The 15,283-nt window shown below is 46.0% G+C and carries 15 protein-coding genes; 3 read left to right on the top strand and 12 right to left on the bottom strand.

Going from position 1 to position 15,283, the window contains the following annotated elements:
* Nucleotides 1–60 precede the first annotated feature (60 nt).
* From ilvC to ilvB, 3 genes are all read right to left on the bottom strand, one after another.
* The gene (ilvC, locus tag JO375_RS21010) at nt 61–1,053 is read right to left on the bottom strand and encodes a ketol-acid reductoisomerase (protein WP_229526287.1); all 993 of its coding nucleotides are present in this window, start codon (nt 1,051–1,053) and stop codon (nt 61–63) included.
* 167 nt (nt 1,054–1,220) lie between these two features.
* A complete protein-coding gene (gene ilvN, locus JO375_RS21015) occupies nt 1,221–1,706 on the bottom strand; it encodes an acetolactate synthase small subunit (protein WP_229526288.1) in 486 nt (161 codons plus the stop codon).
* Between the two features lies 1 nt (nt 1,707).
* Nucleotides 1,708–3,453: a biosynthetic-type acetolactate synthase large subunit gene (ilvB, locus tag JO375_RS21020; RefSeq protein ID WP_229526289.1), complete on the bottom strand. Its 1,746-nt coding sequence runs from the start codon at nt 3,451–3,453 to the stop codon at nt 1,708–1,710.
* Nucleotides 3,454–4,067: 614 nt separating this feature from the next.
* Here ilvB and JO375_RS21025 point away from each other — a divergent pair.
* Nucleotides 4,068–4,508 (top strand): GNAT family N-acetyltransferase, encoded by a 441-nt coding sequence (locus JO375_RS21025; RefSeq protein WP_229526290.1) that lies wholly within the window; start codon nt 4,068–4,070, stop codon nt 4,506–4,508.
* A gap of 33 nt (nt 4,509–4,541) precedes the next feature.
* On the opposite strand, the gene JO375_RS21030 is transcribed toward JO375_RS21025, so the two are convergent.
* The 9 genes from JO375_RS21030 to JO375_RS21070 form a co-directional block, all read right to left on the bottom strand.
* Nucleotides 4,542–4,862 carry a hypothetical protein gene (locus JO375_RS21030; RefSeq protein WP_229526291.1) on the bottom strand — a complete coding sequence of 107 codons (321 nt, stop codon included), beginning with the start codon at nt 4,860–4,862 and terminating at the stop codon, nt 4,542–4,544.
* Nucleotides 4,863–5,121: 259 nt separating this feature from the next.
* A complete protein-coding gene (locus tag JO375_RS21035) occupies nt 5,122–6,081 on the bottom strand; it encodes an ABC transporter permease (RefSeq protein ID WP_229526292.1) in 960 nt (319 codons plus the stop codon).
* Nucleotide 6,082: 1 nt separating this feature from the next.
* Nucleotides 6,083–7,162, bottom strand: coding sequence for an ABC transporter permease (locus tag JO375_RS21040; protein WP_229526293.1), 1,080 nt, complete (start codon nt 7,160–7,162; stop codon nt 6,083–6,085).
* Nucleotides 7,155–8,693: an ABC transporter ATP-binding protein gene (locus tag JO375_RS21045; RefSeq protein ID WP_229526294.1), complete on the bottom strand. Its 1,539-nt coding sequence runs from the start codon at nt 8,691–8,693 to the stop codon at nt 7,155–7,157. Before JO375_RS21045 ends, JO375_RS21040 begins: the two co-directional genes overlap by 8 nt.
* Before the next feature lie 135 nt (nt 8,694–8,828).
* Nucleotides 8,829–9,866 carry a BMP family lipoprotein gene (locus JO375_RS21050; RefSeq protein WP_229526295.1) on the bottom strand — a complete coding sequence of 346 codons (1,038 nt, stop codon included), beginning with the start codon at nt 9,864–9,866 and terminating at the stop codon, nt 8,829–8,831.
* Between the two features lie 368 nt (nt 9,867–10,234).
* Nucleotides 10,235–10,594 (bottom strand): 50S ribosomal protein L20, encoded by a 360-nt coding sequence (gene rplT, locus JO375_RS21055; RefSeq protein WP_229526296.1) that lies wholly within the window; start codon nt 10,592–10,594, stop codon nt 10,235–10,237.
* Nucleotides 10,595–10,646: 52 nt separating this feature from the next.
* Nucleotides 10,647–10,847 carry a 50S ribosomal protein L35 gene (rpmI, locus tag JO375_RS21060; RefSeq protein ID WP_042205713.1) on the bottom strand — a complete coding sequence of 67 codons (201 nt, stop codon included), beginning with the start codon at nt 10,845–10,847 and terminating at the stop codon, nt 10,647–10,649.
* A gap of 20 nt (nt 10,848–10,867) precedes the next feature.
* Nucleotides 10,868–11,365: a translation initiation factor IF-3 gene (infC, locus tag JO375_RS21065; protein ID WP_229526297.1), complete on the bottom strand. Its 498-nt coding sequence runs from the start codon at nt 11,363–11,365 to the stop codon at nt 10,868–10,870.
* A 320-nt stretch (nt 11,366–11,685) separates the two neighbouring features.
* On the bottom strand, nt 11,686–12,924 hold the full coding sequence (locus JO375_RS21070) for a glycosyltransferase family 2 protein (protein WP_229526298.1): 1,239 nt from the start codon (nt 12,922–12,924) through the stop codon (nt 11,686–11,688).
* Between the two features lie 605 nt (nt 12,925–13,529).
* Here JO375_RS21070 and JO375_RS21075 point away from each other — a divergent pair.
* Both JO375_RS21075 and JO375_RS21080 read left to right on the top strand, forming a co-directional pair.
* Nucleotides 13,530–14,057 carry a phosphatase PAP2 family protein gene (locus JO375_RS21075; RefSeq protein WP_229526299.1) on the top strand — a complete coding sequence of 176 codons (528 nt, stop codon included), beginning with the start codon at nt 13,530–13,532 and terminating at the stop codon, nt 14,055–14,057.
* Nucleotides 14,058–14,108: 51 nt separating this feature from the next.
* The gene (locus JO375_RS21080) at nt 14,109–15,242 is read left to right on the top strand and encodes an MGDG synthase family glycosyltransferase (protein WP_407672841.1); all 1,134 of its coding nucleotides are present in this window, start codon (nt 14,109–14,111) and stop codon (nt 15,240–15,242) included.
* Nucleotides 15,243–15,283: the final 41 nt, after the last annotated feature.

Consider the following 15,283-nt stretch of genomic DNA (forward strand, 5'->3'; position numbering starts at 1 on the left):
GCATTGAATAATAAGCTTTATAAATGAATCATGTTATCGAGCTCATGATGCAAAAAGAACTTATTTTTTGATCCAGTGCATCATTTCGCGCAATTGTCCCCCTACCACTTCAATCGGATGGTTGGCTTCGTTACGACGAGTAGCCGTCAAGAATGCACGTCCGGATTGGTTTTCAAGGATAAAGTCACGAGCAAATCTACCTTGCTGAATATCAGTCAAAACTTCCTTCATCGCTTTCTTTGTATCTTCGGTTACCACACGTGGTCCTGTTACATAATCACCGTATTCTGCTGTATTGCTGATGGAATCGCGCATAGATGCCAATCCGCCTTCATACATTAGGTCAACAATCAGCTTAAGCTCATGCAAGCATTCAAAGTAAGCCATCTCAGGAGCATAACCTGCTTCAGTCAATGTTTCGAAGCCAGCTTTTACGAGTGCACTCACGCCGCCACACAATACTGCCTGCTCACCGAACAGATCCGTTTCCGTTTCTTCACGGAAGGAGGTTTCGATTACGCCCGCACGTGTACAACCGATGCCTTTTGCGTAAGCAAGACCGATTTCTTTGGCTTGGCCCGTTGCATCCTGCTCAATTGCGATCAGACCGGGTACGCCAAAACCTTCCACATAGGTACGACGTACCATATGTCCTGGGGATTTTGGAGCAACCAACAATACATCGCTATCTTTAGGAGCTACGATTTGTCCAAAATGAACGTTAAAACCATGGGAGAACATAAGAGCTGCGCCTTTTTTCAGATTAGGTTCAATTTCATTTTTGTACACAGAAGCTTGTGTTTCATCTGGCAACAAAATTTGAACCACATCTGCACGGCTTGTTGCATCAGCTACGTTCAGAACTTCAAAGCCGTCGTTTCTTGCGACATCAGCTGACTTGCCTTCACGCAAACCAATAACAACATTCACACCACTGTCACGCAAGTTTTGTGCTTGAGCATGTCCTTGGCTACCGTAACCGATTACGGCAACTGTTTTTCCTTTCAATACGCTAAGCTCTGCATCTCTTTCGTAGTACGTTGTAACTGCCATGGTTAATTTCCTCCTTTTAATTGGACCCTTCATAATGAGCGGGTACTCCAAGAGATTTGGCTTTGCTTCGTCAATTGTATCTGAAAATCCCCTCGAGTCCCCGCTCTTATGCGGGCGGTTCTTTATTGATGTAATGCGCTGTAACCGTAATTCGTTAAAGCTCCATATTAAGCATTGCCACGCACCATGGCTGTGACCCCGGTTCGGGTCAGCTCACGAATGCCGTAAGGCTTCAACGATTCAATCATGGCGTCTATTTTTTCGGTATCGCCAATGACCTGAACGATCAGGCTCGTCGTTCCAACGTCGATTACAGCTGCTCTGAACGTATCCACCACACCCATGATTTCCGGTCGCTGAGGCGGCTCCGCCTTTACCTTGATCATCGCCAATTCACGGGCAACCATCGGCTTGGAGCTAAGATCGATGACCTTGATCACATCAACCAGCTTATACAGCTGCTTTTCAATCTGCTCCAGGTTGTTCTCATCTCCTATAGTCACAATGACCATACGGGATAAACCAGCTTCTTCCGATTGGCCGACGGTTATGCTATCAATGTTAAAGCCACGGCGACCAAACAGACCGGACACACGCTGCAAAACGCCGGGATGATCATTTACCAGTACAGCAATGGTATTTTTAGTCGTCATTTTACTCGTCCCCCATCAACATTTGATCAATGGTCGAACCTTGCGTCACCATCGGATATACATTTTCTTCCTTGTTGACTACAAACTCGACAACGACCGGTCCGGGTGTATCAAGTGCCTCTTGCCAAACCCGGCGTGCCTCTTCCTTGTTCGTAGCACGCAGACCTTTTACACCGTATGCTTCAGCGAGTTTGACAAAATCCGGGCTGCCAGCCAAATCAATGTGACTGTACCGGTTGTTATAAATCAATTCCTGCCATTGGCGAACCATCCCCAGTACCTGATTGTTAATGATTACGATTTTGACCGGGATGTTATTGATAGCACAGATCGCTAACTCCTGCGAACACATTTGCATACCGCCGTCTCCGTTGATCGAGATTACCAATCTGTCGGGATTGGCCACCTGAGCGCCAATCGCTGAAGGAAAACCAAAGCCCATCGTTCCCAGTCCACCAGATGTCACCCACGAGCGCGGCTGATTGAATTTATAATACTGGGCTGCCCACATTTGATGCTGGCCCACATCCGTCGCTACGATTGCGCCACCCTTGGTCGTTTCATCCAGCAGTTCAATAACCCATTGCGGCTTGAGCACGGTATCGGAATCTTTATAAGAATAAGGCTTCTCGTTCTTCCATTGCTGAATTTGCGCTCTCCATGCATCTGCCAGGTTCGCGCGTTTCACATCCTGATTCAGCAATTCCAGTACCGCCTTAACATCGCCTACAATTGGAATATCGGTTGCTACGTTTTTGCCAATTTCAGCAGGGTCGATATCAATGTGGACGATTTTGGCTTGTGGGGCAAATCCATCCAGTTTGCCTGTTACCCGATCGTCAAAGCGAGCACCGATACAGATCAGCAGGTCCGACTGCTGAATAGCCTGATTGGAGGTGTATGTTCCGTGCATTCCCGGCATTCCCATCCAGAGCCCATGTCCGCTCGGGAAACCTCCCAGACCCAATAATGTTGTCGTAATCGGAATTTCCGTTTTACGAACAAATTCATAAAGTGCCTCATGTCCACCGGAGTATACAACTCCGCCACCGGCCAGAATGACCGGACGTTCTGCCTCGGAAATGGCCTGAGCCAGCTTGTCTAGTTGAATTTTATTAGGGAGCACTGTCGGATTATAGCCCCGCATGTTCACAGGTTCTGTTTGTGGAACAAACAGTGTTTGAGCTGCCGAAACATCCTTCGGGATATCGATCAGCACCGGTCCCTTGCGGCCTGTATTAGCAATATGAAATGCCTCATGGATGATCCGCGGCAATTCCTCTACGTCTCTTACCAGGTAGCTGTGCTTCGTAATCGGCATTGTAATTCCCGTAATATCAGCCTCCTGGAAAGCATCCGTTCCAATCAGGGAAGATACAACATTACCCGTGATGACTACCAACGGCACCGAATCCATAAAAGCTGTCGCAATACCAGTTACCAGGTTTGTCGCACCAGGTCCGGAAGTCGCGATGCAGACCCCAACTTTACCGCTTGCCCGTGCGTAACCATCTGCAGCATGAATAGCTCCTTGCTCGTGACGGGTGAGAACATGCTTAAAATCCTTAAAGCCATACATGGCATCATAGATATAAAGCACTGCACCACCAGGGTATCCGAAGACACAATCTACTCCCTCCAGCAACAGGCTACGGAGCAAAATTTCCGAACCTGTAATCACCTCAGGTTTCATCCACTTTTGACGTAATTCATCAGTTGGCCGAACTTCAGGAATTTGTGCACTCATTGGTCATCCTCCTTTACAAAATTTACATACAGCTGACATTTGTAAAAACAAAAAAACCTTCCATCCCTAGAACAGACTTGCTGTTACTGAGGGACGAAAGGCTGTAGCTTCCGTGGTACCACCCGTGTTTGCCCGACATCTCGCGATATCGAACCTTGGCAGGTACAGAAATCACAAAGGATTCCTATATCTGGCGTCTGTAACGTAGACCGTACGATTTTCCCTAATAGGTGATTCAGCGCACCGTTAAATTTCATCGGTCCGAAAGACTTTTCAGGAAAACAGCTCCGAGGTGAGCTCGTTAAAAAGGGATTTTGGTGAAGCTTGCAGCTAATGCTTCACTCTCTGAACAAAAGAGCCCTAATCACTTCGTCCTCTTCATTGCCGTTGAGTTCATGTTATTCTTTCAAATGTTTAGACACATTATATGTCCCCTATCTGGGATAGTCAATACCCTGATTTCATAAAAAATAATGTTTTTCTTTTGAAGCGCCTCAGAGTCGCACGCATGTAATCGGTACCCGCATAGTATAAAAAGACCACATGATAAGACGGGTAAACACCTCCAAAGTCACATCTTGTCTTGTTAGCAGGGGAGAAAAGGAGGCACGCTTATGATCCGCAAACGCATAGCTCAGGATAATGCAACCATTTTCCGACTCATCGAGCAAGAGCTCGTCCCCCTATCACATTTAAGCGTTCAGGAAATGGATCAAATACGCAAAGAATTACCCCGGCGCTTAAACCGGGGCATCACTTTTGTGGCTTGCAGGCCGGATAATGCGCAGGTTGTTGGGTTCATTCATGTTATGCTGCACGGGGAACTGTTATACATTGATTTGATCGCAATTTCTTCGGCTCATCAAGGTAAGCGCTACGGAAAAAAATTGCTGGAGCATGCTGAGCAATACGGGCGAATACGACGCTGCAAGCGAGCCAAAGTCATGGTGGACGAAGACAATATCCGGGGAATCCGCTTTTATCTGCGGCACCAATATCATATACTGCGCTTCGTAGCCCTAAGCCGATGCTACGAACTGGAAAAATCACTATGAAGAGCGGCTTCTTGGGATGCTGATCTTGTTATCCTAAAAAAAACCAGGGGAATATGGATAACCTAATCCAGGATACCCCCCACCAGCATACGGGGCAGGGTCGTATCCATAACCTGGTCCGTAGCCATTATATCCGTAGGCATAAGGAGCCGTGCCGATGGCGAGCAGATCAAATAACACCAGGGGAATAATCGCCTTCGTGTGCATTTTTTTATTGCGGTTTGGCTGAAGAATCAGTCGGTTACCCGAAATGCGGATCAGCTTGCCGCTGACCTGGGAACCATCCTTGCGAGTAGCATAGATGACTTTGCCGACAAGCTTCTCCACCTGCTTTCTGGTTACTGCCTGTTTCATCGTATTTCCTCCTTCTTTCAACGGATGGACAGATTGAACGGCTCCTTGATAGCTCTCCACCACCATAAAATAGACTGGAGCTGACAGGGGCCGAGCGTCCGTCCAATCTGCATAGCACATTCTATTCTGTTCATGCCAGAAGCGTATGTTTAAATGCCTGCACAACCTAAAAAATCCGGTGCCTGCGGATGCAGATACCGGATTTTCAGATGTTTAATTTCAGTTTTAAAGAATACAGTTTTTAGCTGATGATGGCTTATTAACGCTTGCTTGGATCATAAAGCTGACCCAATGCGGCCGGAGCTCGTGACCGGCCTACAGCTGCTACCAGTACAATAATCGTCAAGAGGTATGGCAGCATAAAAATAATTTCCTGGGGAATACTTTGCGACCATGCAAAGAGCTGTACATAGTTGCGAATGGCTTGAGAGAACCCGAAAAACACGGCTGCGCCAAAAGCACCGAGCGGATTCCATTTGCCGAAAATCATAGCGGCAATCGCAATATATCCCTGACCGGAGACCGTATTGTGCGAGAACATATTGGTTGTAGTCAGGGTGATTGTAGCTCCGCCAATCCCAGCTAACGCACCACTGATCATAACACCGATATAACGCAGGCGATTTACCTTGATTCCCACTGTGTCCGCTGCACCCGGATGCTCCCCAACCGAACGCAAACGCAAGCCAAACGGAGTTTTATACAAGACAAAATATCCGATAATAACCAGCAGAATAGCCAGAAAGGTTGTTGGGTAGGCTTGAAAAAACGCTTTTCCTGCGATGGGAATATCTGCAAGATAAGGGATGGATATTTCGTTAAATCCCTGAATACGACCGGTGTCACCGTCACCCTCAAATAAAAGCTTGACCATATACAGCGTACTGCCTGCCGCCAGAAAGTTAATGACAATCCCGCTTATGACTTGATCGGCTTTAAACGTAATAGAGGCTACAGCATGAATCAGCGAAACCGCAATACCGAACACCGCAGCTGACAGCACGCCTACCCAAGCCGCAGCAGTTCCTCCTAGTCCAGCTTGTTCAGCGTAATATCCGCCGACACCAGCCGCAAACGCCCCAAATACCATAAGGCCTTCCAATCCGAGATTCGTTACACCGGATTTTTCTGAAAAAACTCCGCCGAGAGACGCAAATATAATCGCCGTCGCAAAAACGAGCGTCGTATGGATTAATTCACCAAGTGTTAACCAACTCATTTTACAACACCTTCTCTTTCTTCCGCTTGGAGTAGAGCGGCTTCACAACCCAGCGCACAATGCCTTGGGCCGCAATGAAGAAAATAATCGAGCCAATGACCACCCGGATAATTTCCGGCGGTACATCCGCGCTAAAGCTCATCCCTGCGGAACCATACGTAAGCGTTCCAAACAAAACAGAGCCTAACAGCACACCGAACGGATTATTCATCCCGATGAGAGACACGGCGATACCGTCAAAGCCCGTTCCCGGCGATCCTGCCATAACGGATTGGTAATGAAAGACCCCCAACACTTCAAATGCACCCGCCAAACCTGCAAAAACGCCACTAATAAACATCGCTTTTACGATATTGCGATTTACATTCATACCCGCATAACGGGATGCATCCTGATTAAATCCGACAGCCCGAAGCTCGTAGCCCTGTTTTGTTTTCCACATGAAAATATAGAAAAATACCGCCGCCAGCAAAGCAATCACGGTGCCCCAATGAACCCGGGCATTTCCCATCATCTGTGACAGCCAGTCGATGGAGATTGAGGCCGAAGGCTGAATGTCCACAGAACGATTTTCACCTTCCAATAATGCGAACTGATTAATCACCAAGTTGGCCAAATACAGGCCAATCCAGTTCATCATAATGCAGGTAATGACTTCATTTACTCCCCGCTTGGCCTTCAAATAGCCCGCAATCGCAGCCCACAGGCCGCCGAAAACAGCCCCTGCAATGACAGCCAGCGGAGCATGAATTATAGCAGGCAGTCCATGCAGCTTGATGCCCACGATGGAGGCAGCTGTCATACCTACCAGAAACTGACCTTCACCACCAATATTAAATAAGCCGGCGCGAGCCGCAAAAGCAAATGCCAAACCCGTCAAAATCAGTGGGGTCATTTCACGGATAGCCTCGCCAAAATTGTATGAATCTCCGTATACACGGCTAAACAAAGCGGAATAAGCGACAATGGGATCATATCCGCCAATCAGCATTACGACAGCTCCCAGAAGAAGACCCAAAATAATAGAGACCAGTGCCAGCACAAAGGAGTCTTTCGTAAATATTTTCAATAGGTTAGCCATTCTCTGCTCCTTTCTTCACTGCACTTCCTGCCATCATCATTCCCAGCTCCTGGTCATTCGTTTCTTCCGGCAACACTTCCCCCACAATCTTGCCTTCATAAATGACAGCAATCCGGTCGGATACATTCATAATCTCATCCAGCTCAAAAGAGATCAGCAGCACCGCTTTGCCTTGATCCCGCTGAGCAATCAGTTGCTTCTGGACAAACTCAATGGCTCCAACATCCAGCCCCCGTGTAGGCTGTGCTGCAATCAGGAGATCCGGATTTTTATCAATTTCGCGCGCAATAATAGCTTTTTGCTGATTCCCGCCAGACAACGATCTTGCCTTGGTGTGAATATCTGGTGTTCTGACATCGAACTTCTCAATAAGGCTCTTGGCCTGCTTGTTAATAGCATCTTTGTTTAAAAAGCCATTTTTACTGTAAGGTGCCTGGTAATACGTTTCCAGCACCATGTTTTCGCTCATGGAAAAATCGAGTACCAGCCCATGCTTATGGCGGTCCTCTGGTATATGTGAAACACCTGCCTCGGAAATTTTGCGTGGCGACTGATTGGTGATCTCTTGTCCCAGCAATTGAATGCTTCCGCCGTCGATCTTGCGCAAACCTGTCAAAGCTTCGATCAGCTCACTCTGTCCATTTCCATCAACTCCGGCAATCCCCAGAATTTCGCCGGCCTTGACCTTTAAATTCAGCTCATTCAGTACATGAATGCCATCCTTGTTTTTAGATACCACATTGTTCATTTCCATTACAGTTTGACCTGGCTGTGCACGCTGCTTGTCCACTTTAAAGGACACACGGCGACCTACCATTTTCTCTGCCAGCTCATTTGGTGTTGTTGCTGGCGTTTTGACGGTATCAATAACCTGACCGCGACGAATAATGGTTACCGTATCTGCAATTTGCATGATTTCTTTGAGTTTATGCGTGATAAGGATGATTGATTTTCCTTCCGCTACCAAACGTTTCATAATATCCAGCAACTCAGTAATTTCTTGTGGTGTAAGCACTGCTGTAGGCTCATCGAAAATGAGAATGTCTGCACCGCGATAGAGCGTTTTGATAATTTCCACACGCTGCTGCATACCAACGGATATATCCTCAATTTTGGCATTGGGATTCACCTGAAGACCGTATTGCTCAGACAACCGCTGTACTTCAGCGACAGCCTTTTTATAATTGATTTTCAGACCCTTACGCGGCTCCGAGCCCAGAACAATATTTTCGGTAACGGTAAACGGCTGCACGAGCTTAAAGTGCTGATGTACCATGCCGATTCCCAGATCAATCGCCTTATTGGGGCTATCAATCTGTACCGGTTTCCCATCCATTTCAATTGTCCCTTCGTCTGGCTGATACAGTCCGAAAAGAATATTCATAAGCGTAGATTTACCCGCACCATTTTCACCCAAAAGAGCATGAATTTCTCCTTTATGCAGCTTGATGCTGATGGAGTCGTTGGCAACGATGCCGGGAAATCGTTTTGTAATCTTCTTCAATTCAACGACGGGGGTCGCTGCATCCATGAAATCACCCTTATACACTTTATAGTATGTGCTCCAATGAGCTGATTATCTTTATGATTCGTTTAACTCCAGACGTAAGAACAAGGCTAGTCTTGTGAACCAGCCTTGTCGCCACCTTTATATTCTTCACACCAATTATTTCGAAGGAACTTTAATTTCGCCCTTGATAATTTTTTGCTTATATTGCTCTACAAGATCGAGTACATCTTTAGGGACGTTTTTCGTCGATGTATCGGCCAGACCGACTCCGTTATCCTTCAAAGCCAGTGTTTCAACACCACCCTTGAACTTGCCGTCGATAACTTCTTGAGATACACGTTTTACTGCTTCATCTACATGTTTTACCATGGAGGTCAACGTTACTCCGTCACCAAACTCAAGCGATTGGTCTTTATCTACACCGATAACCCATACTTGCTGGCCTTGTTGCTTGCGTGCGAGCGCTTCATTAAATACACCCGTACCCGATCCGCCAGCTGCATGGAAAATAATATCTGCACCAGAGTTGTAGATTGTTGCAGCAGCAGCCTTTCCGAGATCCGGCTTATCGAATGCTCCTGTGTAGTTTACTTCCAATTTTGCATTTGGGTTCACCGCTTTGATTCCTGCTTCGAAGCCTTTCTCAAAACGTTTGATCAGCGGGCTGTCTTGTCCACCCACAAAACCAATTTTGTTTGTTTTGGTAAGTTTACCAGCTACAACCCCCGCCAGGAAGGAGCCTTCATTTTCAGCAAAAACAACCGATTTTACGTTAGGCGCATCCACGACACTATCGATGATCGCCAGATTTTTGTTCGGGTTCTCTTTTGCCACTTTTCCAATTGCATCCGCCAGATTAAAACCAATGCCCCAAGTCAGATTAAAATCACCTTTAACAAATTGGTTCAGGTTAGGAATATAATCTTGATCGGATTTACTTTGCAGGTATTTAACTTTAACGCCTGTATCTTTCTCAACGGCTTGCAGCGCCTCCCAGGCAGATTGGTTAAATGATTTGTCGTTTACTCCGCCCACATCTGTAACCATGCCGATTTGGACATTTGATGGTTTGGCAGAATTGCCTGTGTCCCCACCACTTGCGTTGGACGCTCCTTGATTTTTGTTACCGCAACCTGCGAGAATAACCGAGATCGCCAGCAGCATAACCAAAGACATACTGAACATTTTCTTCATGCTGATACTGTTCCCCCTTAGTGTTAGATCCCTGGACTGTCTTCTTTTCTTTGAAATAACATGCTTATACATGTCGTTTTCTGACGAGACAGATCACACAGAAGACTTACTTTAGAGATTATACAATTATGATCGGCTAAAATCTAGATGATTAATAACCTTGGGTTAATTTTTTTTGAATTTCTACAAATGTAAGCGTTGCATTTTTAAAAAAAACATACATTCTGCCATCACACGTCATATTTATTCGTATTTTGAAGAAAATATACTATTCCGTATCACTGAATAAATACAAAAAAAGGCATCCCTGCACAGCATACTGCTCGGGATACCTCTTGTACCACTTTCGCGGTCTCCACGCTTAAAAATTAAGCGTTGATTTTGCCTTTGGCAACAGTTGCCAAAGAGTTGAACGCATTGATATCGTTGACTGCAAGATCAGCCAGGATTTTGCGGTTAATGTCCACACCAGCCAATTTCAGGCCGTGCATCAGTTTGCTGTAAGACAAACCATTCAAACGAGCTGCTGCATTGATACGCACGATCCACAGTTTGCGGAAATTACGTTTTGTCTGACGACGGTCACGGTATGCGTAAACAAGCGATTTCATTACCTGCTCGTTAGCTGTTTTAAAAATGCGGTGTTTGGAACCAAAATAACCTTTAGCAAGCTTCAATACTTTTTTATGACGACGACGAACGACGAATCCGCCCTTTACTCTTGCCATATTAAAAGACCTCCCAAATAATTTTATGCTTTATTCATTGCCGTGCTATATGCTACTTGAGGTTAGCAAGACCTTGTTTCAGACGTCTAACATCCCCAGGTGCCATCTCAGGGTTAGTACCCAGAACGCGTTTTGCACGTTTGGACTTGTGGGAAAGCAGATGGTTTTTGTAAGCTTTGTAACGCATTACTTTACCAGTACCGGTAATCTTGAAGCGGCCTTTAAGGCTGCTATGTGTTTTCATTTTAGGCATTGAACTTCCTCCTTAATTTATCATTGACTCTTTGGAGCCAATATCATAATCATGCTGCGTCCTTCGAGCTTGGGTTGACGCTCTACGGTACAAAGATCAGCAACTTCCGATTTCACACGTTCTAGAATTTTTTGGCCCACGTTAGCATGGGTAATTTCACGGCCGCGGAAACGAACGGAGCATTTTACCTTATCTCCATCTTTCAGGAACTTCACCACATTGCGAAACTTGGTCTGGTAGTCGTGTTCCTCGATGTTGGAACGGAACCATACCTCTTTGATGTCAACGATCTTCTGGTTCTTACGGGCTTCCTTTTCTTTCTTCTGTTGCTCATAACGGAATTTTCCGTAATCCATAATCCGACACACGGGCGGCTTCGCTTGAGGCGCCACGTTCACGAGATCCAGGTTGGCGTCAATCGCCATTTGCAGAGCTTCACGAGTCGGTGTAATCCCGATTTGTTCCCCGTTCGCACCAACAAGACGTACTTCTCTCACCCGAATCTCATCATTGATCATATGTTCCTTACTAATAACCCTCCACCTCCAGAACCTGTTATATTTGTATTTTTGTGTCTAGACACAAAAAAGGGATGACGACTATGCAGCCGACATCCCTGTCTGATACTCAATTCATCATGAAAGCTCAATTCACAAATCATTGGATCATGACCAGCCAGTAATACCGGACAGGTGAGAAGTCGGACCTTCTGCTTGTTAATCCACACTTTTCAGTTAACATACTCAAGTATCTTATCACGTTACAAATGAGACGTCAATACCTTTCAAAGAAATAATTGACGTCTCCCTTCTCCGGGATATGGATACCCTGCCAACAATTATCCCTGCTTGCTCTGAACCTCTTCCAGACGAACGACACGCGTATGTTGAGTATGGCTCCATTGCTTGTTGTTCTGTGTAAAGAACGCATAGAACGTAATCGGATACCACGATACCAGATAGACCGGGAACAGCAGCAAGTACAAATACACTTTTTTGAACGTGACCTTTTCCAGAACCATCGCAATCAAAAAAGTGGCAATGTTCAGAACAACCGCTATGACACCGGTCCAAGCTGGAAATTGCACATAGATGTTTTCAATGTTCGGTCCGCCAAAGAACGCCATATCGACCCACATCGTTGCGGTCATCAAGAAGGTAAACAACACGATATATACGTTCAGACCGTACAACGCCATATCGAATTTAATCAGGCTTCTATCCTTGATGCTTTGCCACAGCAACGGGAAGAAATAACGGCGAGCGACCGTGAAGTGACCTTGCATCCAGCGCAGACGCTGTCTGGACGAAGCTTTGAATGTCAATGGCTTCTCATCATATACTTTGGCGTCGTAATTAAATCTTGGATATACATTGCGTTGTGTACAGCGCATAGTGAATTCCAAGTCCTCGACGAGACTCGTTGCACCCCAGCCCATTTCCTTGAGCAGATTGGTCTCGAAGCACATGCCTGTACCACCAAGGAAATTAGCCATGTTCAGGTTATGACGCGACAGCTGCCACAGGCGGTTGATATACCAATAGGATACCCCGTATGCCGCTGTGATCCAGGAGTCCTCAGGATTTTTGGTATCAATATATCCCTGAATAACACGGGCGCCTGTGCATAAATCATTGTTCATTTCACGCAAAAAATTGGTATGCGCCAAATTGTCGGCATCAAACATGACAATCGCGTCATATTGGCGCGGCATAGCCCATAATTCCTTGAGCATCCACTCAATGGCGTAGCCCTTACCACGCAAATTCGGATTTGTCCGTTCACAAGCATTCAAACCGTGAGCGCGAACGATGTCCGCCGTCTTATCCGTACAGTTATCACAAATCACGAACACATCGTAAAGTTCCTTCGGATAATCCAGTTGCTTCAAATTCTCCATCAGTGCTCCAACAACCTGCTCTTCATTGTGGGCAGCGACTAAAATGGCAAATGTTTTTTCCGGAGCTGCATGTTCTTTTCTTTTTTTGCGAACCAATCCGAACAAGGAGAATGCAAACTGATAGACTGCGATCACCGCCAGTATAACCTGGAGCGTCACAAAAATAGCGTCTAACATAATCTCTTGTTACCCCCTTTTTATACCCCTTTAAAAATCTTGCGTTTGTTTGTGTTCTCTATCTGTGTAGCGCAAGTTGCGGCGCTTTTATGCGCCTTTTCTGTAGTTTTGACCCGACCCTTGCTTTCTTCATTTGGCTGTGAGCAGCCCCCTTTTGGCTGACACAGGAATGCCATTACGATTTTCGTTGGTTTTCAATCTTTTGTCAAAGCCTTTTAAACCGGTCTCAGCAGCAAAAAACACGACAAACCCTCGTTTAAACCGAGAATGCGGCGCTGAGTCTCCCATTCATAAAGCTTAGGTCTTATTTTCATCCATTTGCTAACTTTTTATTTCTTTAGTCCCTCCTTTATGTGATCCAATTAGCAACCACTTCTATCCACTTTATCTTATTAGACGGATGAACGCAAAGAAAGTTATACAATACAACTTATATTCCTTAAACATTTATGTGTAGAATGGAATCAGGCAAATGGTGATTCTTGAAATGAATAGCGTTTAAAAATATGATGGGAGCAAGAGAAAAATTACTTATGGCCTTGATTCTGTCAAAGTGATTGAAAATATTTGCCGACCGACCTGAAACGGCAACCGGAGGAAACCAAATGCAACGTCTAGTCGTAAAACTTGTAAACCTGGAGCAGCAGTTGTTCAAATGGATTAACGGACGCCTACACAACCGTTTTTTGAATTTTTGGCTTTATTATCTCACACATTTGGGCGGGGCTACTTTTACAATAGCCTCCACGTTACTTATTTGGTGGCTCGCTCCGACTCCATGGAAGGATGCCGGTATGAAGGGGGCCATTGCCCTCGGGGTTAGTCATATCCCTGTAGCGATCGTCAAAAAGCTCTACCCGCGAATTCGCCCTTATTTGGCCTTACCGGGTACGAATACATTTCGCAATCCCCTGTCGGACCATTCTTTTCCATCAGGGCATACAACCGCCATTTTTTCGGCTACCGTTCCCTTTATGCTGCAGTCGCCCCTGCTTGCCCTGCCGCTGCTGCCTGTAGCAATGATTGTAGGTTTTTCGCGGATTTACCTGGGACTCCACTATCCCACAGATGTACTCGCAGGAGCGGTTATCGGAACGTCTGCGGCAATAGGGACGGTTGCATTCTGGCCTTAAAGCCGATATGGTATGATTGAGAACATCCCAGCAGGAACAGGTGAAATGAGAGTGGCTAAAAAACGAGTGTTATTATTATCGGAAGGTTTCGGTGCCGGACATACTCAAGCTGCATACGCGCTCTCTAGCAGCTTGCGAAAGCTTTCTCCGAATGTGCAGACAAAAGTGCTGGAGCTGGGGAGCTTTTTAAATCCAAGAATGGCCCCGCTTATTATTACAGCATACAAGAAGACTGTTGTATCGCAGCCTCGCCTAGTCGGATTGGTTTACCGTCATCACTACAAAAAATCATTAAACCGTCTTACAACGCTCGCTTTGCACCGTCTGTTCTATACACAGACCCGGAACATTCTTCGGCAGCTTCGTCCCGATTTGGTGGTATGTACTCATCCTATCCCAAGCGCGGTGATTTCACGCTTAAAACGCTTAGGCTTACATGTTCCGCTGTGTACTGTCATTACAGACTACGATGCCCATGGAACATGGATTAGTCCTGAAGTTGACCGATACTTTGTATCTACAGCTGAAGTCATGCGCAAGCTGCGCGCGCGCGGAGTGCCTGTCTCGAAAATTCAGGTAACCGGTATTCCAGTTCATCCAAATTTCTGGGAACATCCGGGACACGATGAAATTCGGGAACAGTTCGGACTGAAGCCCATTCCGACCGTACTTGTTATGGGCGGTGGCTGGGGACTGATGAACGATGAAGTCATTCATCGCTCGCTTACCGACTGGAGAGAGAACATTCAATTTATCTTTTGTTTGGGTCACAACGATAAAATTCGCCGTAAAATGCAGCTGGACCCCCGTTTCAACCATCCGAATATTTATATCTTCGGATTCACACGGGAAATCGACAAATTAATGGAGGTATCAAATCTTCTCATTACCAAACCTGGCGGAATGACATGTACCGAGGGGCTGGCCAAAGGGATTCCGATGCTGTTCCACAAACCTCTTCCCGGACAGGAGGAGGAGAACTGTCAATACTTTACGGCTCAAGGCTTCGGAGAACCGATTACTTCGCTGGATGTTGTCGTTAAATGGATGAACCGGTTACTACATGATTTTCCGGAAATCGTTCGCAAGCGACAGGAGCACGTCCACCATGTAGCGCGATATTATCCTCTTCAGAGCGCACAGAGTATTTTGGATATACTGGAACCAAACAGGGTGCTTTCTTAAAAAAGGAAGCACCCCGTTTATTTTATCATATGTTCTCTGCA

The sequence above is a fragment of the Paenibacillus farraposensis genome (assembly GCF_020736845.1).
Classification (GTDB): domain Bacteria; phylum Bacillota; class Bacilli; order Paenibacillales; family Paenibacillaceae; genus Paenibacillus; species Paenibacillus farraposensis.

What these genes read in the sequence shown, in the direction of transcription:
- JO375_RS21025 (WP_229526290.1), top strand. Translation starts at nt 4,068, where the DNA reads ATGATCCGCAAACGCATAGCTCAGGATAATGCAACCATTTTCCGACTC.
- JO375_RS21075 (WP_229526299.1), top strand. Translation starts at nt 13,530, where the DNA reads ATGCAACGTCTAGTCGTAAAACTTGTAAACCTGGAGCAGCAGTTGTTC.
- JO375_RS21045 (WP_229526294.1), bottom strand. Translation starts at nt 8,693, where the DNA reads ATGGATGCAGCGACCCCCGTCGTTGAATTGAAGAAGATTACAAAACGA.
- ilvN (WP_229526288.1), bottom strand. Translation starts at nt 1,706, where the DNA reads ATGACGACTAAAAATACCATTGCTGTACTGGTAAATGATCATCCCGGC.
- ilvC (WP_229526287.1), bottom strand. Translation starts at nt 1,053, where the DNA reads ATGGCAGTTACAACGTACTACGAAAGAGATGCAGAGCTTAGCGTATTG.
- rpmI (WP_042205713.1), bottom strand. Translation starts at nt 10,847, where the DNA reads ATGCCTAAAATGAAAACACATAGCAGCCTTAAAGGCCGCTTCAAGATT.
- JO375_RS21040 (WP_229526293.1), bottom strand. Translation starts at nt 7,162, where the DNA reads ATGGCTAACCTATTGAAAATATTTACGAAAGACTCCTTTGTGCTGGCA.
- JO375_RS21035 (WP_229526292.1), bottom strand. Translation starts at nt 6,081, where the DNA reads ATGAGTTGGTTAACACTTGGTGAATTAATCCATACGACGCTCGTTTTT.
- JO375_RS21030 (WP_229526291.1), bottom strand. Translation starts at nt 4,862, where the DNA reads ATGAAACAGGCAGTAACCAGAAAGCAGGTGGAGAAGCTTGTCGGCAAA.
- infC (WP_229526297.1), bottom strand. Translation starts at nt 11,365, where the DNA reads ATGATCAATGATGAGATTCGGGTGAGAGAAGTACGTCTTGTTGGTGCG.
- rplT (WP_229526296.1), bottom strand. Translation starts at nt 10,594, where the DNA reads ATGGCAAGAGTAAAGGGCGGATTCGTCGTTCGTCGTCGTCATAAAAAA.
- JO375_RS21050 (WP_229526295.1), bottom strand. Translation starts at nt 9,866, where the DNA reads ATGAAGAAAATGTTCAGTATGTCTTTGGTTATGCTGCTGGCGATCTCG.
- ilvB (WP_229526289.1), bottom strand. Translation starts at nt 3,453, where the DNA reads ATGAGTGCACAAATTCCTGAAGTTCGGCCAACTGATGAATTACGTCAA.
- JO375_RS21070 (WP_229526298.1), bottom strand. Translation starts at nt 12,924, where the DNA reads ATGTTAGACGCTATTTTTGTGACGCTCCAGGTTATACTGGCGGTGATC.